The organism is Streptomyces sp. TAA486 (assembly GCF_000426165.1).
This window is the reverse complement of the sequence record NZ_AUEV01000001.1, coordinates 563,277-588,506: the sequence shown is the minus strand read 5'-3', so window position 1 is coordinate 588,506 and position 25,230 is coordinate 563,277. Positions and strand designations below refer to the sequence as shown.

Genomic DNA, 25,230 nt, shown 5'->3' with positions numbered 1-25,230 from the left:
GTCTGATCGGAGGCGAGTCGGTGTCGTATCTACGTGCCCCACATTCCGTCGCGGCCGGCGCGTTGGCCACGGTGGTGGCGGCTGCACTCGCCTTTCAGCCACTGCCCGTGGCGGCGGACCCCATCGGAAAGCCCGTCAGCGAGCTGCTGCGCGACCTGCGGGTGATGTACGAGAAGACCGAGACTGCCTCGGACGCGTACAACAGGACCACCGTCAAGCTGGCCCGGCAGCGCCAGCGCACGAACGACGCGGAGAAGGCACTCACTTCGGTGCGTGCGGCGCTCGCCGAAGGCCGCCGCGAGGCCGGACGCCTCGCGCGCCAGCAGTACCGCCGCGGCGACATCGGCCTCCCGCCCGTGGTGCAGCTCCTGCTCGCGGGGGACGCACGGAACCCGATGGACGGCCTGCATCTCCTCACCCGCGCGGCGGGCCGGCAGGCCCTGACGGTACAGCGGCTCCTGGCCGGCGAGGCGAGGCAGCGTCAGCTGACGACGCGCGCACGCAAGGCGCTGGCGGGGCAGCAGCGGCTCGCGGACCGCAAGAAGAAGCAGCGGGAGACCGTACGCTCACGGCTGCACAAGGTCGAGCGCACCCTGGCCTCGCTCTCCGAGGAGCAGTTGACGCGTCTGCGCGGACTGGAGACGGCCCAACAGGCAGGCGCCCAGCGCTCATTGATGTCCGCGCACGGACTGCACGGTTCGAAGGTGCGGCGCAAGCCCTCACGCCCCGGAGCGAAAGCGGTGCGGTTCGCGCTGCGGCAGATCGGCAAGCCCTACCGCTTCGGGGCCGCGGGCCCCAGGGCCTACGACTGCTCGGGGCTCACCTCGAAGGCGTGGCGGAAGGCCGGGCGTTCCATTCCCCGCACCAGCCAGGGCCAGTGGAAGAGGCTGCGGCACGTGCCGATGAACAAGCTGCGCCCGGGCGATCTCGTCATCTACTACAAGAGCGCCTCGCACGTCGCCATGTACGCCGGACGCGGCAAGGTCGTGCACGCGCCCCGGCCGGGTTCCGACGTCAGGCTCTCCCCCGTCGGCGCCACCCCCTCCGTGCGCGGAGCGGTGCGGCCCGACCCGGGGAAGCGGCCCCTGCTCCATTACCGGCTGCCGAAGCCGCTGCGCTGAGGGCACATGAGGCCGGGGTGCACCGGCACCCACGGACCGCGGGCGGGTCCCCCTTCCCCGCCCGTGACGGGCCGCCGCGCCGGGACGACCGGGCGCGGCGGCCGTACCACCGTTCCGCGCCCGGCACCGGGCCGGCGTCAGCCTCCGGCGACGCTGCCCAGGTAGGCCTCGGCCTTCTCCGGGTCGTAGAAGTACTCCTCGAAGTCCGCTGGGTTGTTGAAGCCGTTGGCGATCCGGTCGGCGACGGGCTGCAGCTGGCCGGCCGCGCCGATCAGGTTGAGGATGTGCTCGGGCGGCGGGGCCAGCATCGCGTTCGTCCACTTGGTGGTGTGCTGGACGTCCGCCCAGAAACGGTCGAACGTCTGCTGCATCCACTCCTCGTCGAAGGGCTTGTCGCCGCGCTCCAGGATGGAGGCGAGGTACGCGGCCGCGCATTTGGAGGCGGAGTTCGAACCCTGGCCCGTGATCGGGTCGTTGGCGACGACGACGTCCGCCACACCGAGCACGGCGCCGCCGTCGGGCAGCCGGCCGACGGGCTTGCGCACGGTCGGCGCGTACCGCCCCGACAGCGTGCCGTTGGCGTCCGTCAGCTCGACCTTGGTGGCCCGTGCGTACTCCCAGGGCGTGAACTGCTCCATCAGCTCCAGGGTCTTGGCGAGCTGCTCGTTGGGGTCCTTGATGCCCTGGAAGACATCGAGGGGCCCGCCGGGGATGCCCTCCCAGAAGAGGATGTCGCAGCGACCGGACGTCGTCAGACAGGGCATGACGAACAGCTCGCCGACGCCCGGCACGAGGTTGCAGCGCACCGCCTCGGTGTCCGCATGCTCGGGACGCGGGCCCAGCCCGTTGACGTAGCTGACCGCGAGGGCACGCTGAGGCGCGTCGTACGGGGAACGCTCCGGGTCCCGCTCGAACATCGAGACCAGTTCGCCCTTGCCCGCCGCGACGAGCACCAAGTCGTACTTCTTCGCGAAGAAGTCGAGGTCGGAGACGGCCGCTCCGTGGATGACGAGCTGGCCGCCGCGCTGCGCGAAGGTCTCCATCCAGCCGGACATCTTCACCCGCTGGTCGACGGACTGGGCGTAACCGTCCAGCATTCCAAGCCAGTTGATCGCGCGCTGGGTCTCACCGGGACCCTGCACTGACTCAGGGTCGGCCACGGAGACACCCAGGCCCTCGACCTTCGGGGCCTGGCTCTCCCAGAAGTTGACCTCGATGTCGCGCTCGTTCTGCAGCGCGGTGTGGAACTGCATCTGCGTCGACATGACGCGACCGCCGCGTATCTCGTCCGCGGTGCGGTTCGACATGACGGTGACCTCGTAGCCCTGCGACTGCAGGCCCAGCGCCAGCTGTAGGCCTGCCTGGCCGGCTCCGACAATGAGTATCTTCCGCATGGCGGTCTCTCTTCTCCGTACGTTGTGCAGTTCCGCGCCGCACCCGCTCAGGCGGGTGTGACGTCCAGGGCGTGACTCACCAGCGCGAGCAGGGACTTCAGTACCGTCGGGCGCTCGCGCGCATCCATGATCACCACAGGGACGCGCTGAGGAACGGACAGGGCCTCCCGCACGTCCTCGGCCTCGTACGCGGTGGTCCCCTCGAAGTGGTTCACCGCGACGACGTACGGATACCCACAGCTCTCGAAATAGTCCAGAGCGGGGAAGCAGTCCTCCAGACGCCGGGTGTCCGCCATCACGACGGCACCGATGGCGCCGCGCACGAGGTCGTCCCACATGAACCAGAAGCGCTGCTGGCCCGGCGTGCCGAACAGATAGAGCACCAGGTCCGATTCGAGGGTGATGCGCCCGAAGTCCATGGCCACGGTGGTCGTGGTCTTCTCCGGCGTCGAGGCGATGTCGTCCTCGCCCTCGCTCGCCTGTGTCATCAATGCCTCGGTCGTCAGCGGCTCGATCTCGGAGACCGAACCGACGAACGTCGTCTTGCCGACGCCGAAGCCGCCTGCCACCACGATCTTGGTGGATATGGGGGCCTGCGAGAGATCCTCCTGCCAGTCCTTCACTCCGGGCGCGGTACCTTCCGCATTCCTCACTTCTTCCACCACCGGCTCAGAGCCTGCGAAGTCCACCCAGCACCCTTTCCAACAACGCACGGTCGGGCCGGTCACTGCCGTGCCCGGTGCCGTGAACGCGCACCCGTCCCTGATCGGCGAGGTCGCTCAGCAGAACCCGTACCACGCCCAGAGGCATCTTCAACAGTGCTGCGATCTCCGCCACCGAACGCATGCGGCGGCAGAGTTCGACAATCGCACGCATCTCGGGCATCACCCGGTCACGCAGACCGCCGGAGGTCAACTCCGGGCGCTCCTCGGGGGCTTCGATCGCCGCGACGATCGTCTCGACCAGCAGCACGTGGCCGAAACGGGTGCGGCCGCCGGTGAGGGTGTACGGGCGGACTCTCTTGGACTTGCCGCTCTCACGACGAACGGGCAAGGGGGGCGGAGAAGCAGCAGGATTCACTGGTCCAGCTCCATCGACGAGCGCAGTTCGGTTCGGAGTTCAGGGGTGAGGACATGGCCGGCGCGGCCCACGAAGAGCGCCATGTGGTAGGCGATGACGCTCATGTCACAGTCCGGCGTGGCGTGCACACCGAGCAGGGAGCCGTCGCTGATCGCCATCACGAAGAGCGAGCCCTCGTCCATGGCGACCACTGTCTGCTTGATCTCCCCGCCGTCCATCAGCTTCGCGGCCCCGAGGGTCAAGGACCCCAGGCCGGAGACAATAGTGGCCAGATCGGCGCTCGTACCCTTCGGGCTGCGCCTGGGTCCCCTGCGGATGGACGGGACGTCTCTGGCTTCCGTCCCCTCCTCCCGGTGGCCGGAGCCCTCGGGCCCGGCGCTCCCGGCGGTCTTGCCGGCGCCTCCGGCATCCGCGTTCTGGTCGGAGGACAGCAGCAGCAGTCCGTCGGACGAGACGACGGCGACGGACAGGATGCCCGGCACCTCTTCGACAAGGTTCTCCAACAGCCAGCGCAGATTGCGAGCTTGGGCGCTGCCGGACGTGCGCGTGGTGGGCGCGTTCACCTGCGAGCCTCCTCGGCGGTACCACCATCGGACTGCGCCCCCGGTTGATCACTCTCGTTCTCTTCAGCGCCGGTCTCCGCAGCCGCGTCACGGCGTCCGTGCTCGGCTCCGCGCTGGAACCCTCCGAGGCGGCGGCGCATCTCCTCGGCGTTCGGGCTCTGCTTGCGCGGCTCCACCGGGTCCGTCTGCGCCTCCACATGATGCGGAGTCCGCTTGGGGAGCCCCTTCTCGGTGATCCTCGGCTGTTCCGGGATCCCGGCCTCCGGTCCGGTGCCGGTCTCGGACCAGGGAGCGGTCTCGTCCCCGGAGCCGGAGTGCTGGCCGGCATCCGGTCCGGGCTCGGCGTCGGGACCGGGGTCGTGCCCGGCGCGGGTGGCACCGTCTCCAGGGGCCCGGCCATGCTCCTCGGACCCCGCCCTCGGCTCGCGGGGAGCCTCCTGCGCCGGCACGGTGCCCGACTCCCGGAGCGCCCGCTCGGCGGCGGTCACCAGCGGGTCGCCGGTCCGACGGCCGGGCAGGGCATTGGAGTTGGCCTCCGCGACCGAACCGGGGAATCCCGACTCGGGAGCGGCAGGGACGCGTCCCGCCCCGGCCTCGCCCGACACCGCTGCGACGGGGACGGGCCGTGCGGGCAGCAGCGCACTCGGCACCGCGACGACGGCCGCGATGCCGCCGCCCTGCCTGCGCTCGCGCAGCTGCACACGCAGCCCGTGCCGGGCCGCGAGCCTGGCGACGACGTACAGGCCCATGCCGAGACCGGCCTCGGAGCTGCGGTGCCCGGTCTGCGTGGCAGCCGCTTCCATCTCCGGGGGCTGTTGCCCATCGGGCACGCTGAGCCGCGCGTTGAGCGCGGCAAGTCTTCTGCCTGTCACCCCTATGCCCTCGTCCTCGACGGAGAGCATCACCTCGCCGCTCTCCAGCAGCCAGCCTGACAACTCCACTTGTGCGTCCGGCGGGGAGAAGGTGGCAGCGTTGTCGAGGAGTTCGGAGATGAGGTGACTGAGGTCGTCGGCCGCGTATCCGGAGACCTGCACGTGCGGCGGTAGCGTGCCGAGCTCGACACGCTCGTACCGCTCGATCTCACTGATCGCGGCGCGCAGTACGTCCAGCAGCGGTACGGGACCCGAGTGGTTCGCGGTGACGTGTTCGGCACCGGCGAGCAGCAGCAGGTTCTCGCTGTAGCGCCGCATCCGTGTGGCCAGGTGGTCGAGCTTGAAGAGCGTGCTGAGCCTGCCGGGGTCGCTCTCTTCCTCCTCCAGGTCCTCGATGACACCGAGCTGGCGCTCCACAAGACCCAGCGTGCGCAGGGCGAGATTGACGAAGGTGCTGTGCACGGCGCCCGACAGCGCGTCGAGGCGCTCCTTCAGTTCGGCGTACTCGCCGCGCGCACGGTCCCGTTCGGCGGTGAGCGCGTCCTTGTGGCGGACCAGGTAGTTGTTGTCGGCCTCGGCTTCCGCGGCGCGCTCGTGCACGCCTATGACGGTCTGGTGGAGCGTGTTGAGCGAACGTACGACTTCGGCGAACTCGTCGTTCCTGCCGTTGAAGACGACGGGCTCCTCGCCCGCCGGGTTCCCCGCCAGCCTCCGCGAACCGCGCTTGAGCACGGAGAGCGGACGTGCCATGGAGCGTGCCGTCTGCACGCTGATGCCGGCCGCGAGGAGCAGGCAGGCTCCGACAAGGGCGATGCGCCACTCCAGGACGGCGACGTCGTCGTCGCGCAGCTGCTCCAGGTGCTTCAACTCTTCGGCGGCGAAGGACGACTGGACGCCGCGCATGCTGTCGATGCGCGCCGAGAGCGTGGCGTCGATGCGGTCGTGGTTCATGGCCTGGTCGTCGGGGCTCAGGTACGGCTCGTCGGTCAGCCGCGCCAGATAGCGCTCCGCGACGGCGACGTCGGCCCCGGTGACGGTCTTGGCGAAGGAGTCACGGGCCCGGCTGCCGGCGCCGTCGCCGAAGTCGGCGAGCGCGGCCTGCTCCCGTACGCCGGCGCGCTGCGCCTCGGTGGTCAGGGAGCGCTGGGACCCTCCGGCGGCGAGCGCACCGCGCAGCAGTCCGCGCACGGCGGACGCCTGCTCGACGGCCCGGCCGAGGTCGGGCAGCGCGTGCGCCGCCCCCGATCCGACGGAGGATCCGGACGACTCGATCGCGCGCGCCGGCAGGGACCGGGCAACGCCGATGCCGACGTCCTGAAGGGTCTTGATGGTGCCCGTGTACGCCTCGTGGATCTCGATGGCGCCCGTGTCCCCCGCCTGTGCCTCCTGGCGGATGCGGGACAGCTTGCCGAGGGCCTCGCGCACGGACGCGGGGGCGGTCTCCCGGATCTCGCTGATCTGACGGTCGACGCGCTGGCGCTGCTCCTCGGTCACTCCGGCGCCGTCGCGGCTGGTGCGGCCCGCGGCGACGTACTCGACCATGCCGTCACGTTCGTCCGCGAGGGCGTGGCCGAGCGCGATGGCGTGCTTGTCGAGCTCGGCACGTTCGACCAGTTGCTGGGACTCGTCGAGATCGCTGGACGCGGTGAGCACCGCGGGCGTGCCGGCTCCGAGCACGGCGAGGGAGCAGAGGGCGACGGAGGCCAGCAGCCGGTTCCGGACCCGCGCGCGGCGGGGGCCGGGCGCCTGCGAGGGGCCGCCCTGTGCCGTCGTCCGGTTTCCGGGCCTGATCCGCAGTCGGGCCGTTCCGCCCGGCTTCCGCAGTAGCTTCGTCCGCACCCGTGCTCGCAATCTCGTCGGGGCCTGCTCCAGGGCCGGCCCGGCGCAGTCCAACCTTGTGTCGCAGGAGCGGACTTGATCCTGTCGTCCCTTGCATCCCCTTGGACGCCATCCGACCCTTCCAGCACGGATGACAGGTGATGTGACGATCTCCTGCTGGGCCACCCGAAGGAGTGAACCGTAACCGGGAGGCGGCGAACAACTCCGCCTGCGCACCCCAACCACCCTCTTACGGGCACCGGTTGGAATTCCCGCTCGGGTCCTGGCAGGATGCGCGTTCGCATACTTGCGGACGCACTCATTCCGGTCAACTCCGGCCCTGCCGCGAGGTCTGACCTGGCCGTCCTTCCTGATCCCGGGCTCTTGACACGCGTTGTGCGGACCGTCCTCCGGGAGGGTCCGAGTGCAGACTGAACGCCATGCGCATCGACATGACCGGCGAGGCCGGAGATCCCGGCCGCCCCAACGAGGACTACGCGTCGGCCGCTCTGCCCTCCTCCGGACACGGTGGCGCGCTGGTGGTGCTGGACGGTGTGACACCGCCACGCGACGAGGCCGGATGCACACACGGAGTGCCCTGGTTCACGGCCCGTCTGGGTGGCGCGCTGCTCGAACTCGCCACCGCACGAAGGGATCTGACGCTTCGTGCCTGTCTCTCCGAGGCCATTTCACGTACCGCTGCCGGCCATGTTTCAACCTGTGACCTTTCTCACAGGCGTACCCCCCAAGCGACCGTCGTCGCAGCCCGGTGGGACGAAGAGAGCGTCGATCACCTGGTCCTGTCGGATTCCGCGCTGCTCGTGGAGCATCCTCACGGCTCGGTGACACCTGTGCTCGATTCCCGGCTGGACGAACTGCCCCCGCACATCGGCTCGTTGCGCAGCCGCGTGCGCGCACTGCCGGAGGGAAGCGCCGAACGGGGCGCGGCACGCGCCGAGTACGTCCGCACGGTCGAGGCGCTGCGCAACGCCCCCGGAGGCGAGGGCTTCTACACCGCCGCCGCCGACCCCGCCGTCGCCTCGCTCGCGGTCACCGGCACGGCACCGCGGGCGGACGTACGGGCACTGCTGGCGCTCACCGACGGCGCCGCACGCTGGAGCCAGACGTTCCGGCTCGGCGACTGGTCCGCGCTTCTCGGGCTCGTACGGAAGGAAGGCAGCGCGGCGCTCGTTGCCCGGGTGCGGGAGTCCGAGCGCGCCGATCCGCACGGATCGGCGCATCCACGGGGCAAGAGGCACGACGACGCCTCGGTGGTCTTCGCGGAGCTCGGGCCGGCCGCACGGGCAGCCGGTCCGCCGGCCCGCTGATCGCTCAGGTCTCTACGTCCGACAGGGAGTTGAGCTGGTGCATCAGCCGCGCCAGCTCGGCGATCTCGGCGGGGTCCCAGGTGGCGAGCTTGCGCACGTACTCGGCCCGTCTCGCCTCCCGCACCGTCCTGAAGCGGTCGCGGCCCTCCGTGGTCAGATGCACCAGGGAGGCCCGGCCGTCGTCCGGGTCGGGGGCCCGGGTGATCAGCCCCAGGTTCTCCAGCACCCTCAACTGCCGGCTGATGGTCGCCTTGCCGACCCCGAAGTAGGCGGCGAGGTCGGTCGCCCGCTGCGCTCCTCCCTCATCGAGACGTACGAAGAGGCCGTACGCGGCTGGCTCCAGTTCGGGGTGCACCTCGCGGGCCAGTTCGCCCGAGAAGGCGCGCGCGCGGCGCAAGAACACCGTCAATTCCCGTTCCAGATCAAGCAATTCGGGTGTGTGCTGCCGCATGGACTCATCCACCTGTGCGCCCTCTTCCGTCTTTCTCGCGGAAAGTTCCCGTTGCGGACCGTCGATCGTCGCAGCTCCGGCGCGATTTCGCAGGTGTGGACCACCGGCGGAGAGCTGTCCGTCTTCCCCGGCTATGTCTACGCGCGTACCGTTAAAGACATGACATGCCCACACCAGAACGGGCATGGAAGGACAACCCCCGCACCACACCTCCCACTTGATCCCCCACTCCCGTCCCCCACGGTTTCGGAGGCAGCGATGCCAGGTCATGGTCCCGGCAAGGCCCGCCGCAGGCGCGGAATGCTCTACGCGGCGGCGCTGTTCACATCCGCACTCGCTCTGCTCCTCACCGCACCGGGCGCCGCCAGCGCGGCGCCCCAGGACAACAACCCCATCAAGCCCGGCGAGGCGTCCATGGGCGTGGGCGTCCGCATGCACGAGGGCGGCGACCCCACCGACGGCACACCCCCGAAGACGCTGGACGCGACCGTCCATGGCGTCGACGTGAGCAGCCATCAGGGCAACGTCAGCTGGTCGACCCTGTGGAACAGCGGCGTGAGGTTCGCCTATGTGAAGGCGACCGAGGGCACGTCGTACGAGAACCCGTACTTCGCCCAGCAGTACAACGGCTCCTACAACGTCGGGATGATCCGCGGGGCCTACCACTTCGCCCTGCCGGACAACTCCAGCGGCGCCTCACAGGCCAACTTCTTCGCGTCCAACGGCGGCGGCTGGAGCAAGGACGGCAAGACGCTGCCCGGCGTGCTCGACATCGAGTACAACCCGTACGGCGCCACCTGCTACGGCAAGAGCCAGAGCGCGATGGTCAGCTGGATCCGGGACTTCACCGACACCTACAAGGCACGCACGGGCCGTGACGCCGTCATCTACACCACGACGGACTGGTGGACGCAGTGCACGGGCAACAACGGCGGCTTCGGCAGCACCAATCCGCTGTGGATCGCCCGTTACGCCTCCGCGCCCGGCACGCTCCCGAACGGCTGGGGCTTCCACACGTTCTGGCAGTACACCTCGACCGGGCCGACAGTCGGCGACCACAACTTGTTCAACGGCGCGATGGACCGTCTGGTGGCGCTCGCCAACGGATGACGTGACGCCGCCGCGCGCGGCGCCACGGTGAACCGGGCGGGCGGACCACGCCCGCCGTACGACGCCGCGCCGGCGAGCGGTGCCGGTGCGGCGGTCCCAGCCGGGAGGGGGTGCCCGGTGGCGGTGTCACACCGCCACCGGGAGCTCCCGCCCGAACACATACGGCTTCGGGCTACGGCGTCCTCAACTCCGGCCCGGCTTCGTGGCGTTCTTGGCCGGCGCCGAGCCGACCGCGTTGCACCGCGGGATGCTGTTGGGCGGCGCGCAGTTGTCGGGGGTGTTCTTGAAGACGGCGCTGCGGATGAGATTCACCTGGGAGGGCGTCGGCGCGGCGCCCGTGTTCCGCCGTGGCTTCGTGACGGGGCTCGTGGAGGTGGACATGGTTCCGATTCCGAGGCGGATGCCGCCGCCGCTTCCGGGGCCGCCGTTCGCGGCGTTGCGGGTGACGATGCTGCGGTACAGAGTCAGCCGCTCGACCGAACCGACGAGGATTCCGCCGCCCTGTCGCTGAGCGATGTTGTTCGAGACCCTGGTCGAGTTCAGGCGCAGTGGCCCGGTGCGGTCGTTGATGTTCAGGGTCAGAATGCCGCCGCCCTCGGCTCCCGAGGCGTTGCCGTCGACCGACGCGTGGTTCAGCGTCGTGTTGCCCGCGTTCGCGAGGCCGCCTCCCCACAGATCGACCGTGTTGTCGCGGAGGGCGCCGCCCCGCATCGTCATCGTCCCGTTGGTGGCCACGCCACCGCCGATGTCGCTCTCGTTGTCGCGGACCGTGGTGTTCCTCAGGACAAGCGTCCCGAGGCTGTTCCAGATGGCGCCGCCCGCCTCTTCGGAGCTGTTGTTCCTGAGCGTCGCCCCGCTCAGGGTGACCCTGCCGCTCTCGTTGTAGACGGCCCCTCCGACGAAGGCCGTACCGCCGCGGACGGTGACCTCGTCGAGGGTGAGGCTGCCCTGCTGTCTCACATGGAAGATGCGGAAGGCCGCCGTGGCCCCGGGAGCACGCTGGATGGTCGAGCGGTCCCCGGAGATCCGCACGTTGCCCGTGATCTCGGGCAGACCGTCGTCGGCGTTGTCGGCGGCCGTCAGCGAGTAGACGCAGTGCGGGGCGAGGACGATGCTGCCGCCGCTGGTGTTGGCGTTGTTGATGGCGGTCTTGAGCGCGGCGATGTCGTTGCAGGGGACGCGGACCGGAGCCTGCGGCGCCTGGGCCTGGGCCTGCCCGGCGGGCAGGAGGGTGAGGCACAGGCCGAGGCCCGTGACGGCCGTGAGGGATACGCGTCTGAGCATGTTGGTCATGCGGCTTCCCTTACGTGAGGCGGGTGGGACACGGAGGTCGGACGGCACCCGGCGACGCGCAGAAGCCTCCGAGCAGCCATCGCCCCTGGGCGCCGCCGAACCGGCATTCCGAGATCTATCCGACGACCGGATCCGCCGCATGCGCAGCTGTGCCGTTCGGCCCACCGGGCCCCGGCGCCGCGCGCGCCGCGCCCTGGAAGGCGCGACCTCAACTCCGGCCCGGCTTCGTGGTGTTCTCGGCCGGGCGGAGCCCACCGCGCAGCGCGGCACACTGCCCGCGGCGCGCAGTCGGTGGGCGTGTTCTTGAAGACGGCGCTCCTGATGAGGTTCACCTCGAACCACCTCTGCGCAGCGGTGCTCTGCTTCCGCTTGCCGCTGTTCTCGATGTGGAGGTCCAGGGAGACCTCGGGGTTCGCGACACCCCGCCCTTGCCGGGGCCGCACGACGCCGCGCCGGCGACGGACGCCGGCGCGGCGGGCGGACCGCGAGTCCCGGTGGCGGGGTCAGGCCGCCACGGGAAAATCCCGTCCGACGTCGAGGCAACCGGACTCGGCCGGTGTCAGGGCCAGTTCGAGCACCTGGCGGATGTCGGAGAGCGGACGCACGTCCAGTCCCTCCAGCACCTCTTCCGGCACATCGTCCAGGTCGGGCTCGTTCCGCTTGGGGATCACGACCGTCGTGACACCGGCACGGTGCGCCGCGAGCAGCTTCTGCTTGACGCCGCCGATGGGCAGCACCCGTCCCGTCAGTGAGACCTCGCCGGTCATCGCCACGTCCGTGCGCACCTGGCGGCCGCTCAGCAGCGACGCCAGCGCGGTGGTCATGGTGATGCCCGCGCTGGGGCCGTCCTTCGGCACGGCACCCGCCGGCACGTGCAGGTGGATCCCCCGGTCCTTCAGATCGGCCACCGGCAGCTCCAGTTCCGCGCCGCGCGAGCGCAGATACGACAGGGCGATGTGGGCGGACTCCTTCATCACGTCACCGAGCTGCCCGGTGAGGGTCAGTCCGGAGCCGCCCGTCTCGGGGTCGGCGAGCGACGCCTCGACGAAGAGCACGTCGCCGCCCGCGCCCGTGACCGCGAGCCCGGTCGCCACGCCCGGCACGGACGTACGCCGCTGCGCCGGGTCCTGCGCGGACTCGGGGGTGTGGTGCGGACGGCCGATCAGCGAGCGCAGCTCGTCCGCACCGACGGTGAAGGGCAGTTCGCGCTCCCCCAGCTCGTGCTGGGCCGCGACCTTGCGCAGCACCCGGGCGACCGAACGCTCCAGGTTCCGCACGCCCGCCTCACGCGTGTACTCGCCGGCGAGCTTGCGCAGCGCGCCGTCCTCCAGCCGGACCTCGTCGGCCGCGAGGCCGGTCCGCTCGAGCTGGCGGGGCAGCAGGTGGTCGCGGGCGATGGTGACCTTCTCCTCCTCGGTGTAGCCGTCGAGCTGCACGAGTTCCATGCGGTCCAGCAGTGCCTCCGGAATCGCCTCCATCACGTTGGCGGTGGCGAGGAAGACCACGTCCGACAGGTCGAGTTCGACCTCCAGGTAGTGGTCCCGGAAGGTGTGGTTCTGCGCCGGGTCGAGGACCTCCAGCAGCGCCGAGGCCGGGTCGCCCCGGAAGTCGGCGCCCAGCTTGTCCACCTCGTCCAGGAGGACGACCGGGTTCATCGAGCCGGCCTCCTTCACGGCGCGCACGATACGGCCCGGCAGGGCACCGACGTATGTACGCCGGTGACCGCGGATCTCCGCCTCGTCGCGGACACCGCCGAGCGCGACGCGGACGAACTTGCGTCCCATGGCACGTGCGACGGATTCGCCGAGGGAGGTCTTGCCGACCCCGGGCGGCCCGACCAGCGCCAGCACCGCGCCGCCGCGACGGCCGCCGACGACGCCGAGGCCGCGGTCCTCGCGCCGCTTGCGCACCGCGAGGTACTCGGTGATGCGCTCCTTGACGTCCTGGAGACCGGCGTGGTCGGCGTCCAGTACGGCCTGGGCACCGCCGATGTCGTAGGCGTCCTCGGTGCGCTCGTTCCAGGGCAGTTCGAGGACGGTGTCGAGCCAGGTGCGGATCCAGCCGCCCTCCGGCGACTGGTCGGAGGCGCGTTCCAGCTTCTCCAGCTCCTTGAGCGCTGCCTTGTGCACGTGCTCGGGCAGGGCCGCCGCCTCGACACGGGCGCGGTAGTCCTCGCCCTCGTCCTCGGGATCGCCGTTCAGCTCGGCGAGCTCCTTGCGCACGGCGTCGAGCTGGCGCCTCAGCAGGAACTCGCGCTGCTGCTTGTCGACGCCCTCCTGGACGTCCTTCGCGATCGACTCGGCGACGTCCTGCTCGACGGCCTGGTCACGCAGCGTCTTCACCGCAAGGCGCAGCCGCTCCAGCGGGTCGAGTGTCTCCAGAAGCGTGATCTTCTGCTCCGTGGACAGGAACGGTGAGTATCCCGCGTTGTCCGCGAGACGGCCGGGGTCGTCGATCTGCTGGAGCCGGTCCACGACCTGCCATGCGCCGCGCTTGCGGAGCCAGTCCGCGGCGAGCGCCTTGTACTCGGTCATCAGCTCGGCGACGTCCGGTCCGGCATCGCCGCTCTTCCCGGCATCCCCGGTGTCATCAGTGGTCTCGGGCTCCTCGATCAGGACACCTTCGATCCACAGGGCCGCGCCGGGACCGCTCGTGCCGGCGCCGATACGTACCCGCTGCCGGCCGCGGATGAGGGCTCCGGGATCGCCGTCGGCCAGGCGTCCGACCTGTTCGACACGGCCGAGCACACCGATGTCCCCGTACGTGCCCTCGACCCGGGGCACCAGCAGTACCTCGGGCTTCTCACTTCCGGTGGCGGCGGCCTGGGCTGCCTCCACCGCCCCACGGACCTCACTGTCGGACAGGTCCAGCGGCACCACCATTCCCGGGAGCACGACCTCGTCATCGAGGGGCAGCACGGGCAGGGTGAGCGGTGTGGACGTCGAAGCCATGATCTCTCCCTCGGCAGGCAAGTTGAGCTACGCCCACTCAATGCTTGCGAGGCCCGGGATGTTCCACGCCGCCCGCCGTGTTCGCCAGGAGCGATCACCGGCGCCGCACGGCCCCCGCACCCCGCGGCAGGATGGGCGCATGCCCCAGACGCACAGCCACACCACCTCTCACAACAGCGCCGACCCCGGCGGTCATACCGGGACCGGCGACGGCGCCGGGGAGCCCGTCGTCCTCGACCGCCGCGACGGACCCCACGGCGAGGTCGTGCTGCGGCAGCACGGGCAGCTGCTCCAGATCATCGCCAACGGCACCTTCCTCATGGACACCTCCGACGGGCGTTCCGAGCGCCTGCTGGTACGGGCCGCCCTGGAGGAGCTGCGCCGCGAAGCGCACCGTGAGCCGCCCCGGCTGCTCATCGGCGGCCTCGGCGTCGGCTTCTCGCTCGCCGCGGCCGCGGACGAGCCGGCGTGGGGCCGCATCACCGTCGTCGAACGCGAGGAGGCGGTCATCGACTGGCACCGGGAGGGCGGGCCCCTCTCACGGCTGTCCGCGCAGGCCCTGCGCGACCCGCGTGCGGAGATCGTGCACGCGGATCTACTGGGTCATCTCGACAGGGGAGAGAGGTTCGACGCGCTCTGCGTGGACGTCGACAACGGCCCGGACTGGACCGTCACCGAGGACAACGGCTCCCTGTACTCGCCCGCGGGGCTCGCGGTCTGCAGCGCGAGCCTGGCGCCCGGCGGCGTACTGGCCGTGTGGTCCGCCCAGGCCTCCCCGACATTCGAGGATGCATTGCGGAATGCCGGATTCCGACGAATTCGCACAGAAGAGATCCCCGTTATCCGAGGCGTCCCCGACGTGGTCCACTTCGCAACCAAACCGGCATAGCCGCAGCCGACACGATCCCCTTACGCTGCTGCAAGCACGCACACAAACAAGCCACGGGGCCATTGCAGGGGCGGGGTCGAATGGACCAGAAGAACATCACACCGACACAGAGCAACAACGCGTCCTCGACGACAACCCCTGGCGCGCAGCGCCGAATCCTGGTCGTCGAGGATGATCCCACCATCGTGGACGCCATCGCGATGCGGCTGCGCGCCGAGGGATTCCAGGTCCAGACGGCGGGCGACGGTCCTGCCGCCGTCGACACAGCCGAGGCCTGGCAGCCGGATCTCATCGTGCTCGATGTGATGCTGCCGGGCTTCGACGGGCTGGAGGTCTGCCGGAGGGTGCAGTCCCAGCGTCCGGTCCCCGTGCTGATGCTCACGGCGCGGGACGACGAGACCGACATGCTCGTCGGGCTCGGAGTCGGCGCGGACGACTACATGACGAAGCCGTTCTCCATGCGCGAGGTCGCCGCCCGGGTGCACGTACTGCTGCGCCGCGTCGAGCGTGCCACCCTCGCCGCTCACACACCGCGCAGCGGCATACTCCGGCTCGGCGAGCTGGAGATCGATCACTCGCAGCGCCGGGTCCGGGTGACCGGTGAGGACGTGCATCTCACGCCCACCGAGTTCGACCTGCTGGTGTGCCTCGCGCACTCCCCGCGGGCCGTCCTCTCGCGCGAGCAGCTGCTTGCCGAGGTCTGGGACTGGGCGGACGCATCCGGCACGCGGACCGTGGACAGCCACATCAAGGCCCTGCGCCGGAAGATCGGCGCGGAGCGCATCCGTACGGTGCACGGCGTGGGCTACGCGCTCGAGACGCCGTCGTCGGGCTCCAACTCGGCGAACGCGGCGTCCGGCGCGGAGGGCGGCGGCTACCCGGCGCCGGCCGCAGACGGCTCCTGACGGGCGGCGTCGCGACGTGACAGAGGTGCCTGACACGCCGTCCGCCCGCCGACCGATCCGCGCACCGCGCACGGTCCGCGTCACAGGGAAGTTCCTGGGGCGCGGGCTGCGCGCCCTGGCGCGCCTGAACCAGCGCCTGCGCCGGCGCTGGGAGCCCGTGTGGGTGGGCTGGCTGGACCGGATCTGGGAGGGGCTGCGCCCCCTCGACCCGTACCGCTCGGTGAAGGCGGCGCTGGGCGCGCTGGTGATCGTCTCCGTGGTGATCACCACACTGCTCGCGCTGTTCGCGGTCAACTCGGCGACCGAGCTGCGCGTGATCACCATCATCTCGATCATCGCCTCGCTGCTGATCACCCAGTTCGTGGCGCAGTCGCTCACGGCGCCGCTGGACGAGATGACGGACGCGGCCAGAGCCATGGCCGACGGCGACTACTCGCGCCGTGTGCGCGGTGACCGCAGGGACGAGTTCGGCGAGCTGGCCGAGACCTTCAACCAGATGGCCGCCGACCTGGAGGCCGTCGACCAGCACCGCAAGGAACTGGTGGCCAACGTCTCGCACGAGCTGCGCACACCCATCGCGGCGCTGCGGGCGGTACTCGAGAACGTCGTGGACGGGGTCTCCGACTCCGATCCCGAGACGATGCGCATCGCCCTGCAGCAGACGGACCGCCTGGGCCGGCTCGTGGCGCATCTGCTCGACCTCTCCCGGCTGGACAACGGTGTCGTCCCGCTCCACTCGCGCCGGTTCGAGGTGTGGCCGTATCTGGCGGGAGTGCTCAAAGAAGCCAACATGAGCAAGGGGCAGGGACATTCGCGTACGGACGTCCATCTGCACCTCGATGTCTCCCCGCCCGAACTGACGGCCTATGCCGACGCCGAGCGGCTGCACCAGGTCGTCGCCAACCTCATCGACAACGCGGTCAAGCACAGCCCGCCGCACGGACGCGTCACGGTCCGCGCACGCCCGGGCGTGACGCGGGAGAGCCTCGAAGTGGAGGTGCTCGACGAGGGGCCCGGCATCCCTGAGTCGGAACGGGCGCACGTCTTCGAGCGCTTCAACCGCACGAAGGCCGCCGAGGCGTCCTCTCAGCGGGGCGCGGGCGACGGCGGCACAGGGCTGGGCCTGGCGATCGCACGCTGGGCGGTCGACCTGCACGGCGGCTGGATCAGGGTCGCGGAGTCGCCTCGCGGCTGCCGCATCCAGGTCACTCTTCCGGGCGTGGAGGAGATGCCGGGCTGACATAGCCTCGACGGCGGGGGCAACCCGGGAGAACGGGGCGGACAAGGGCCACCCGAGGAGTGGGACGCGGAAACAGGGCCATCAGTTCCACTCCGTCGCGAACCTTGCTTGTTTCCCGCCACGTCATGCGCCGAAACCGGTCTCGTGATGTGACTTCCGTGACGACAACCGGGGCTGGACTGCAAGTCATGCGGGTAGAGGCGTAGCCTTTGTTCCCGCTGTCCACCATCTAAGGAACGCGGAAGAGGGCGGTTGCCGCCGTGTCGTCACAGTCCCCCAACAGCTCGAGCGTCTCGACCCAGCAGGACGGTCAGGGAAGCGATCCCGCCGCCGTGTTCGGGCCAAACGAGTGGCTCGTCGACGAGATCTACCAGCAGTACCTCCAGGACCCGAACTCGGTAGACCGAGCCTGGTGGGACTTCTTCGCCGATTACAAGCCCGGTGCCGAGGCCACGGGAGCCGTGGGAGAACCCGCGGCGGCCCCGACAACACCGCCGAGCGCCGCAGCAGGCACCTCGGGAGTGGCCGCGGGTCCGGCGCACGCAGCGCCGGCGAAGCCCGCCGAGGCCCCTGCACCCACGAAGCCCGCACAGGCCAAGCCCGCGCAGAGCAAGCCGGCCGCGAAGGCTGCGCCCGCCAAGCAGGCACCGGCCAAGCCCGCACAGGCCAAGCCGTCGCAGAGCAAGAAGCCCGCGCAGGCCGGCGAGGTCGGCGCCGAGGCGGAGCAGCCCTCCGGTCCGGAGTACGTGCCGATGCGCGGCCCCTCCGCGGCCGTCGCGAAGAACATGAACGCCTCGCTGGAGCTGCCGACCGCCACCTCGGTCCGCGCCGTCCCGGTGAAGCTGCTCTTCGACAACCGCATCGTCATCAACAACCACCTCAAGCGCGCCCGCGGCGGCAAGGTGTCCTTCACGCACCTGATCGGCTACGCCATGGTGCAGGCGCTGAAGGCGATGCCGTCGATGAACTACTCCTACACGGAGAAGGACGGCAAGCCCACGCTGGTCAAGCCCGACCACATCAACCTGGGCCTCGCCATCGACCTGGTGAAGCCGAACGGCGACCGCCAGCTCGTCGTCGCCGCGATCAAGAAGGCCGAGACGCTCACCTTCTTCGAGTTCTGGCAGGCGTACGAGGACATCGTCCGCAGGGCCCGTCAGAACAAGCTGACGATGGAGGACTTCTCCGGCGTCACCTGCTCGCTGACCAACCCGGGCGGCATCGGCACCGTTCACTCCGTGCCGCGGCTGATGCCCGGTCAGGGCCTGATCCTGGGCGTCGGCGCGATGGAGTACCCGGCCGAGTTCCAGGGCACCTCGCAGGACACCCTCAACCGGCTCGGCGTCTCCAAGGTGATGACGCTGACCAGCACGTACGACCACAGGGTCATCCAGGGCGCCGCCTCCGGCGACTTCCTGCGGATCGTCAGCAAGCTGCTGCTCGGCGAGGAGCGCTTCTACGACGAGATCTTCAAGGCGCTGCGCATCCCGTACGAGCCGGTGCGCTGGAACCAGGACATCGACGCGTCGCACGACGACGACGTCACCAAGGCCGCCCGCGTCTTCGACCTGATCCACTCCTACCGGGTGCGCGGCCACATCATGGCCGACACCGACCCGCTGGAGTACAAGCAGCGCAAGCACCCCGACCTGGACATCACCGAGCACGGGCTCACGCTGTGGGACCTGGAGCGGGAGTTCGCTGTCGGCGGCTTCGCCAACAAGTCGATGATGAAGCTGCGCGACATCCTCGGCGTCCTGCGCGACTCGTACTGCCGCACCACCGGCATCGAGTACATGCACATCCAGGACCCGAAGGAGCGCAAGTGGATCCAGGACCGGGTCGAGCGTTCGCACTCCAAGCCGGAGCGTGACGAACAGCTGCGCATCCTGCGCCGGCTGAACGCCGCCGAGGCGTTCGAGACGTTCCTGCAGACCAAGTACGTCGGCCAGAAGCGCTTCTCGCTGGAGGGCGGCGAGTCCGTCATCCCGATGCTGGACGCCGTACTGGACGCCGCCGCGGAGTCGCGCCTGGACGAGTGCGTGATCGGCATGGCCCACCGCGGCCGGCTGAACGTGCTGGCCAACATCGTCGGCAAGTCCTACGCGCAGATCTTCCGCGAGTTCGAGGGCAACCTCGACCCGAAGTCGATGCACGGCTCCGGCGACGTGAAGTACCACCTGGGTGCCGAGGGCACGTTCACCGGTCTGGACGGCGAGCAGATCAAGGTCTCGCTGACCGCCAACCCCTCCCATCTGGAGGCCGTCGACCCGATCGTCGAGGGTGTCTCGCGCGCCAAGCAGGACATCATCGGCAAGGGCGGTACGGACTTCACGGTCCTGCCCGTGCAGCTGCACGGAGACGCCGCCTTCGCGGGCCAGGGTGTCGTGGCCGAGACGCTGAACATGTCGCAGCTGCGCGGCTACCGCACCGGCGGCACGGTGCACATCATCGTCAACAACCAGGTCGGCTTCACCGCGGCGCCCGAGTCGGCGCGCTCGTCGATGTACTCCACCGACGTGGCCCGGATGATCGAAGCGCCGATCTTCCACGTCAACGGCGACGACCCGGAGGCCGTCGTCCGTGTGGCGCGGCTGGCCTTCGAGTACCGGCAGGCGTTCAACAAGGACGTCGTCATCGACCTCATCTGCTACCGGCGCCGCGGGCACAACGAGACCGACAACCCGCAGTTCACCCAGCCGCTGATGTACAACCTGGTCGACAAGAAGCGCTCGGTGCGCAAGCTCTACACCGAGTCCCTCATCGGCCGCGGCGACATCACGCTGGAGGAGGCCGAGCAGGCGCTCCAGGACTTCCAGGGACAGCTGGAGAAGGTCTTCACCGAGGTGCGGGACGCCACGAACGCCCCCGCTCCGGCCGAAGTCCCGCAGCCCGAGGCCGAGTTCCCGGTCAACATCGAGACCGGTGTCGGCCAGGAGGTCGTCAAGCGGATCGCCGAGTCGCAGGTCAACATCCCCGACCACGTCACGGTCCACCCGCGGCTGCTTCCGCAGCTCCAGCGTCGTGCGGCGATGATCGAGGACGACACGATCGACTGGGGCATGGGCGAGACCCTGGCCATCGGCTCGCTGCTGATGGAGGGCACGCCGGTGCGGTTGTCCGGTCAGGACTCCCGCCGCGGCACGTTCGGTCAGCGGCACGCGGTGCTGCTCGACCAGAACACCGGCAACGACTACACGCCGCTGCTGTACCTCTCCGAGGACCAGGCCCGCTTCAACGTCTACGACTCGCTGCTGAGCGAGTACGCGGCGATGGGCTTCGAGTACGGCTACTCGCTGGCCCGTCCCGAGGCGCTGGTGATGTGGGAGGCGCAGTTCGGCGACTTCACCAACGGCGCGCAGACGGTCATCGACGAGTTCATCAGTTCCGCCGAGCAGAAGTGGAACCAGACCTCCGGTGTGACGCTGCTGCTGCCGCACGGCTACGAAGGCCAGGGCCCGGACCACTCCTCGGCCCGCATCGAGCGGTTCCTCCAGCTGTGCGCGCAGAACAGCATGACGGTCGCCATGCCGTCGCTGCCGTCGAACTACTTCCACCTGCTGCGCTGGCAGGTCCACAACCCGCACCACAAGCCGCTGGTCGTCTTCACCCCGAAGTCGATGCTCCGGCTGAAGGCGGCCGCGTCGAAGACCTCCGAGTTCACCGAGGGCGGTTTCCGCCCGGTCATCGGCGACGGCTCGGTCGACCCCTCCGACGTCCGCAAGGTCGTCTTCTGCTCCGGCAAGGTCTACTACGACCTCGACGCCGAGCGGCAGAAGCGCGGGCTGACGGACACCGCGATCATCCGGCTCGAGCGGCTCTACCCGCTGCCCGGCGCGGAGATCCAGGCCGAGATGGCCCGCTACAGCGGTGCGGAGAAGTTCGTCTGGGCACAGGAGGAGCCGGCCAACCAGGGTGCGTGGCCGTTCATCGCGCTCAACCTGGTGGACCACCTGGACCTGATCATCGGCTCCGAGCCGGTCCCCAACGCGGACCGTCTGCGCCGGGTCTCGCGCCCGTCGTCCTCCTCCCCCGCCGTCGGCTCCGGCAAGCGGCACCAGGAGGAGCAGCAGCAGCTGATCCAGGAGGTCTTCGACCTCTGAAGTTCTGCTGCTCGCAGCACCGACAGCACGACGGAGGGCCCGCCGGTTCGCAGCCGGCGGGCCCTCCGCATTGTGCGTGAGAGCCGTGTCCTCGAACGCCCGCCACCGCCCTCGCCGTCTCAGGCCTCCAGCACGCCCGCATAGTCTTGGACGCGCAAACGTCCACCGTTTCCAGGAGCGCTCCTTGTACTTCACCGACCGCGGCATCGAAGAGCTCAGCAGCCGGCGCGGGGAGGAGGAGTTCACCTTCGAGTGGCTGGCGGAGCAGCTGCGGACCTTCGTGGACATCAATCCGGACTTCGAGGTCCCCGTCGAGCGCCTGGCGACATGGCTGGCGCGGCTCGACGACGAGGACGAGGAGGACTGACCGGCGAGGTTCGGCTCAGGAATCCGGACCCGGAGCTCATCTCCTACCTCCCCTACGTCTCCCCGCTCTCCCGCGCCCGCAGCGCGAGCGCCACGAGCGCCGCGTCCTCGGGGCGGCGGATGTCGCGTCCGGTCAGTTCGTGGAAGCGTGTGAACCGCTGCTGGACGGTGTTGCGGTGGCAGTAGAGCGCCTTCGCGGTCTCCGCGATGGAGCCGCTTCCGGCCAGGTGCACCCGGACGGTGTGCAGCAGCCGTTCCGTCTCTCCGGGGGCCGTGCCCTTGCCCGTCAGGCCGCCGAGCACGTCGTCCGCCAGGTGCGCGGTGAAGTGACCGGCCCTGTTGACCAGTACGTCCAGCCACGCGTCGGCCAACCGCAGCGGCCCGGGAGCCGATTCGGGCAGCGCCCGCACGGTGGCGGTGGCCAACTCGACCGCGCGGGGCACCGCGGCGAGCCCTTCGGCGACGGGTGAGACCCCGCACCGCACGCCTTCCACCCCCGCGAGCACGGTCTCCTCGGTGACGCGCGGCCCCAGCTGCACGATCAGCAGCGCCGCCGAGGAGACCGTCTGCCGCTGAAGCGTGGCGCCGGCGGAGCGCAGCGCGGCTGCCGCACCGTGCAGCCCCTCCCCGGGCCCTGGCCCCGGGAGTGCGGCGACGCACAGGAAGCGTGCGGCGGGCGCGAAGCCGAGTGCCAGGCCGGCGTCGCGTACCACGGTCGGGTTGCGGCCTGCGCTCTCCAGGAGCCGGTCGAACCAGAGCCGGCGCTCGTCCTCGCGCTGCCGGCCCATCTCGAGCACGGTGCGCTGGTACGCGGTCATGATGCCGGTGACGTGCGCCTCCACCGCCTCCCACACGTGGTACGCGGAGGCGACCAGGAGCACCTTGTCCTCGTCGTCGGCCCGGGCGACGAGCGCGGCCCACACGACCCGGAAGTCCAGCCGGGCTGCGGCGAGCAGCGAGTCGAGGGGTACGCCCTGGCGGGCGCGGCGTTCGCCGATGCGCTCCGAGATCCCGGCGAGTTCGGCGGGCACGGGCAGTTCGGCGACGGTACGCAGCAGCAGCTCGAACGCCTGGAGCGCGGTCTCGCGGAAGTCGTCGTCGGGTACGGAGTCGGCGTAGTGCTCGCGAAGCGGCCGCACGGTCTCCAGCCAGTCGCCCAGGAGGCCGTCGATGCCCTTGAGGCATTCCACGGCCAGTTCGGCCGCGCGAGGATGCGGGGCCGCGGCCGAGGGATCCGCCTGACTGTGCACATGCACGATTGTGGCGCTCAGGTCCGCGATACTTCAACGTTGGCCTTCCGCGCACCGCAAGCAATCCTGGGTCGATCGCTCGCGTCCCCCGACCGGCCGGTCGATCCCGGAGGCTCCGACAGTGCATCTGACTCCTCGCGAGAAGGAACGGCTCCAGCTGTTCACCGCCGCTGAACTGGCGCGCAAGCGCCGCGCCCGCGGCCGCCGCCTCAACGCCCCGGAGTCCATCGCCCTCATCTGCGACGAGGTCCTGGAGGCCGCCTGGGACGGGCTGACCATGGACGAGGTGATCGCGGTGGGCCGTGGGGTCCTCACCGAGGACGACGTGATGGAGGGAGTCGCCGCGATGGTGCCCACCGTCCAGGTGGAGGCGCTCTTCCCGAGCGGCACCTCGCTCGTGGCCGTCGACAACCCGATCGGGCCGGGCGGCAGCACGGCGACGGACCGGGCGGAGGCGCCGGGTGCCGTCCGCACGGCGCCCGAGCCCGTACGCATCAACGAGGGACGGCGGACGTTCCGGCTGACCGTGCGGAACACGGGCGACCGCGCCGTCTACGTCTCCTCGCACTATCCGCTCGACGAGACCAACGAGGCACTGCACTTCGACCGTGAGGCGGCCGCCGGCATGCGGCTCGACATCCCCGCGGGCACGGCGCTCGTCTTCGAACCCGGCGGCGAGCGGGAAGTCGAACTGGTGGAGGCACGTCCATGAGCACCCACGTCGACAGGCGCACCTACAACGCGCTCTACGGCCCGACGACCGGCGACCGCATCCGGCTCGGCGACACGGGACTATGGGTGGAGGTCGAGACGGACGACGGCACCCCGGGCGACGAACTGCTCGGCGGCTGCGGCAAGACCGTGCGCGACGGCCTGCTCGCCTCGCCCCGCTCGGACCGCGACTCGGCGCTCGACATGATCATCACCAACGTCGTGCTGCTGGACCCCCGGCTGGGCGTGCGCAAGACGGACATCGGCGTGAAGGACGGGCGGGTCGTGTCGGTCGGCAGCGCGGGAGGCCGTCACGCCACCGGCGCGAACTCCGAGGGCTACGAGGGCTACGAGGGCTCTGCCTCCGACGGCTTCGCCGTGGACTCCCACACCTCGATGGTCCCCGGTGAAGGGCTGCTGGCCACCCCCGGCATCGTCGACAGCCATGTGCATCTCTCCTCGCCCGAGATCGCGCCCGCGGCGCTGTCGGCAGGCGTGACGACGGTCGTCGGCATGGGCCTGGGCGGAATGTGGGAGATCGGCTGCAACCCTGCCCGCAACCTGCACACTTTGATGAGCGCATGGCGTGGCACACCCCTCAACGTGGCGTTCCTGGCACGGGGTTCGTCGAGTTCGCGCACGCTCCTGGACGAGATCGTGCTGGCGGGCGCCGGAGGCTTCAAGATCCACGAGGACTTCGGGGCCACTCCGCGCATCGTCGACACCTGCCTGGGCGCGGCGGAGCACGCCGACCTGCCGGTGGCGCTGCACACCGACTCGATGAACGAGTCCGGCTATCTCCGCGACACCGTCGGGGCGACGCGCGGCCGCACCGTGCACGCGTACCACGTGGAGGGCGGAGGGGGTCATCCGGACCTGCTGGAGATCCTCTCCGAGGCGAACATCCTGCCCTCGTCGACGACTCCGACCGTTCCGTACACGGTCAACACCGTCGAGGAGCTCTTCCCGATGACGATGACCGTCCACCGGCAGAACCACCACATCGAGAGCGACGTGGAGATCTCCAAGGGACGCATCCGGGCGCACGCCATCGCCGCCGAGAACTCCCTGCACGACCTCGGTGCGATCAGCATCGTCAACTCCGACTCGATGGGCATGGGGCGTATCGCCGAGACCGTGCGGCGGACTTGGCAGCTCGCCCACCTCCAGGCCGCACGCTGCGGGGAGACCGGCGTCGAACACAGCGCGAACGAACGGGTGTTGCGCTATCTAGCGAAGATCACGCTCAACCCGGCCGTGGCGCACGGCATTTCGCACGAGGTCGGCAGTGTGGCGCCCGGACAGCTCGCGGACATCGTGCTGTGGCATCCGGCCTGGTTCGGCACCAAGCCCGAACTCGTCATCAAGAGCGGCTTCGTGGCGTGGGGCAACACCGGCTCGGGCTCCGGCTCGACGCGCCTGACGCAGCCCCGCACGTACCGCCCGTACTACGGCGCGCTCGGCGGCGCGGCCTCTCAGCTCGCCCGCGTCTTCGTCGGCGCGGAGGCACTGGCGGACACGAGTGCCCGCAACTCCCTTCCGGGCGGGCTGCGTTACGCGGCCGTTCGGGACAGCCGCGGCCTGTCGCGCGCCGACATGCTGCACAACACGGCGACGCCACGCGTCGAAGTGCCCCGCTCCCCCGAGCCCGTCCTCGTCGACGGCGAACCCACCGCGACGGAGGCCGCCACCGGAGTCCCCCTGGCCCAACTCCACCACCTGGCCTGACGCACCGAGTCCGGGTCTGAGGCCGGACGGAGACCCGGAGCGAGGACGGGGAACGGC

19 protein-coding genes are annotated in these 25,230 nt (G+C 70.2%); 10 read left to right on the top strand and 9 right to left on the bottom strand.

Annotation, left to right across the window (positions count from 1 at the left end; genetic code table 11):
• The first annotated feature begins 20 nt into the window (after nucleotides 1-20).
• A complete protein-coding gene (locus I004_RS31710) occupies nucleotides 21-1,121 on the top strand; it encodes a C40 family peptidase (protein WP_051344609.1) in 1,101 nt (366 codons plus the stop codon).
• Nucleotides 1,122-1,258: 137 nt separating this feature from the next.
• Here I004_RS31710 and I004_RS0102700 read toward each other — a convergent pair whose 3' ends face one another.
• The 5 genes from I004_RS0102700 to I004_RS0102680 are packed head-to-tail and all read right to left on the bottom strand — an operon-like array spanning nucleotide 1,259 to nucleotide 6,869.
• Nucleotides 1,259-2,515 (bottom strand): styrene monooxygenase/indole monooxygenase family protein, encoded by a 1,257-nt coding sequence (locus tag I004_RS0102700; RefSeq protein WP_028434236.1) that lies wholly within the window; start codon nucleotides 2,513-2,515, stop codon nucleotides 1,259-1,261.
• Nucleotides 2,516-2,562: 47 nt separating this feature from the next.
• Entirely contained in the window at nucleotides 2,563-3,204 is a 642-nt protein-coding gene (locus I004_RS0102695) for an ATP/GTP-binding protein (protein WP_078510746.1), read from the bottom strand.
• Nucleotides 3,185-3,595: a DUF742 domain-containing protein gene (locus tag I004_RS0102690; RefSeq protein WP_028434234.1), complete on the bottom strand. Its 411-nt coding sequence runs from the start codon at nucleotides 3,593-3,595 to the stop codon at nucleotides 3,185-3,187. Before I004_RS0102690 ends, I004_RS0102695 begins: the two co-directional genes overlap by 20 nt.
• On the bottom strand, nucleotides 3,592-4,158 hold the full coding sequence (locus I004_RS0102685) for a roadblock/LC7 domain-containing protein (RefSeq protein ID WP_028434233.1): 567 nt from the start codon (nucleotides 4,156-4,158) through the stop codon (nucleotides 3,592-3,594). Before I004_RS0102685 ends, I004_RS0102690 begins: the two co-directional genes overlap by 4 nt.
• Complete coding sequence (locus I004_RS0102680) at nucleotides 4,155-6,869, bottom strand: sensor histidine kinase (RefSeq protein ID WP_486579688.1); 2,715 nt, start codon at nucleotides 6,867-6,869, stop codon at nucleotides 4,155-4,157. The genes I004_RS0102685 and I004_RS0102680 overlap by 4 nt, the downstream gene beginning before the upstream one ends.
• Nucleotides 6,870-7,288: 419 nt before the next feature.
• Between I004_RS0102680 and I004_RS0102675 the strand changes: the two genes are divergently transcribed.
• A complete protein-coding gene (locus I004_RS0102675) occupies nucleotides 7,289-8,176 on the top strand; it encodes a protein phosphatase 2C domain-containing protein (RefSeq protein WP_028434231.1) in 888 nt (295 codons plus the stop codon).
• 4 nt (nucleotides 8,177-8,180) lie between these two features.
• Here I004_RS0102675 and I004_RS0102670 read toward each other — a convergent pair whose 3' ends face one another.
• Entirely contained in the window at nucleotides 8,181-8,627 is a 447-nt protein-coding gene (locus I004_RS0102670; protein ID WP_037974850.1) for a MarR family transcriptional regulator, read from the bottom strand.
• A gap of 258 nt (nucleotides 8,628-8,885) precedes the next feature.
• On the opposite strand from I004_RS0102670, the gene I004_RS0102665 reads away from it, so the two are divergent.
• A complete protein-coding gene (locus tag I004_RS0102665; RefSeq protein ID WP_028434229.1) occupies nucleotides 8,886-9,737 on the top strand; it encodes a lysozyme in 852 nt (283 codons plus the stop codon).
• Nucleotides 9,738-9,920: 183 nt separating this feature from the next.
• On the opposite strand, the gene I004_RS31705 is transcribed toward I004_RS0102665, so the two are convergent.
• Both I004_RS31705 and lon read right to left on the bottom strand, forming a co-directional pair.
• Entirely contained in the window at nucleotides 9,921-11,030 is a 1,110-nt protein-coding gene (locus I004_RS31705; protein ID WP_037974588.1) for a hypothetical protein, read from the bottom strand.
• A 503-nt stretch (nucleotides 11,031-11,533) separates the two neighbouring features.
• Nucleotides 11,534-13,981, bottom strand: coding sequence for an endopeptidase La (gene lon, locus I004_RS0102655; RefSeq protein ID WP_037974587.1), 2,448 nt, complete (start codon nucleotides 13,979-13,981; stop codon nucleotides 11,534-11,536).
• 139 nt (nucleotides 13,982-14,120) lie between these two features.
• Here lon and I004_RS0102650 point away from each other — a divergent pair, with 139 nt between their 5' ends.
• The 5 genes from I004_RS0102650 to I004_RS0102630 all read left to right on the top strand — a co-directional run bounded on the left by I004_RS0102650 (nucleotide 14,121) and on the right by I004_RS0102630 (nucleotide 21,485).
• Complete coding sequence (locus I004_RS0102650; protein WP_028434227.1) at nucleotides 14,121-14,870, top strand: class I SAM-dependent methyltransferase; 750 nt, start codon at nucleotides 14,121-14,123, stop codon at nucleotides 14,868-14,870.
• A gap of 80 nt (nucleotides 14,871-14,950) precedes the next feature.
• On the top strand, nucleotides 14,951-15,775 hold the full coding sequence (locus tag I004_RS31700; protein WP_051344607.1) for a response regulator transcription factor: 825 nt from the start codon (nucleotides 14,951-14,953) through the stop codon (nucleotides 15,773-15,775).
• A 136-nt stretch (nucleotides 15,776-15,911) separates the two neighbouring features.
• On the top strand, nucleotides 15,912-17,015 hold the full coding sequence (locus tag I004_RS0102640; RefSeq protein ID WP_051344672.1) for a sensor histidine kinase: 1,104 nt from the start codon (nucleotides 15,912-15,914) through the stop codon (nucleotides 17,013-17,015).
• A 260-nt stretch (nucleotides 17,016-17,275) separates the two neighbouring features.
• Nucleotides 17,276-21,118 (top strand): multifunctional oxoglutarate decarboxylase/oxoglutarate dehydrogenase thiamine pyrophosphate-binding subunit/dihydrolipoyllysine-residue succinyltransferase subunit, encoded by a 3,843-nt coding sequence (locus I004_RS0102635; protein WP_028434225.1) that lies wholly within the window; start codon nucleotides 17,276-17,278, stop codon nucleotides 21,116-21,118.
• 184 nt (nucleotides 21,119-21,302) lie between these two features.
• Nucleotides 21,303-21,485: a DUF6104 family protein gene (locus I004_RS0102630; RefSeq protein WP_028434224.1), complete on the top strand. Its 183-nt coding sequence runs from the start codon at nucleotides 21,303-21,305 to the stop codon at nucleotides 21,483-21,485.
• A 52-nt stretch (nucleotides 21,486-21,537) separates the two neighbouring features.
• On the opposite strand, the gene I004_RS0102625 is transcribed toward I004_RS0102630, so the two are convergent.
• Nucleotides 21,538-22,734 (bottom strand): helix-turn-helix domain-containing protein, encoded by a 1,197-nt coding sequence (locus I004_RS0102625; RefSeq protein ID WP_028434223.1) that lies wholly within the window; start codon nucleotides 22,732-22,734, stop codon nucleotides 21,538-21,540.
• Nucleotides 22,735-22,855: 121 nt separating this feature from the next.
• Here I004_RS0102625 and I004_RS31695 point away from each other — a divergent pair, with 121 nt between their 5' ends.
• Nucleotides 22,856-23,446 (top strand): urease subunit gamma, encoded by a 591-nt coding sequence (locus I004_RS31695; RefSeq protein ID WP_037974585.1) that lies wholly within the window; start codon nucleotides 22,856-22,858, stop codon nucleotides 23,444-23,446.
• Nucleotides 23,443-25,173 carry an urease subunit alpha gene (locus tag I004_RS40055; protein ID WP_028434222.1) on the top strand — a complete coding sequence of 577 codons (1,731 nt, stop codon included), beginning with the start codon at nucleotides 23,443-23,445 and terminating at the stop codon, nucleotides 25,171-25,173. The genes I004_RS31695 and I004_RS40055 overlap by 4 nt, the downstream gene beginning before the upstream one ends.
• Nucleotides 25,174-25,230 lie beyond the last annotated feature (57 nt).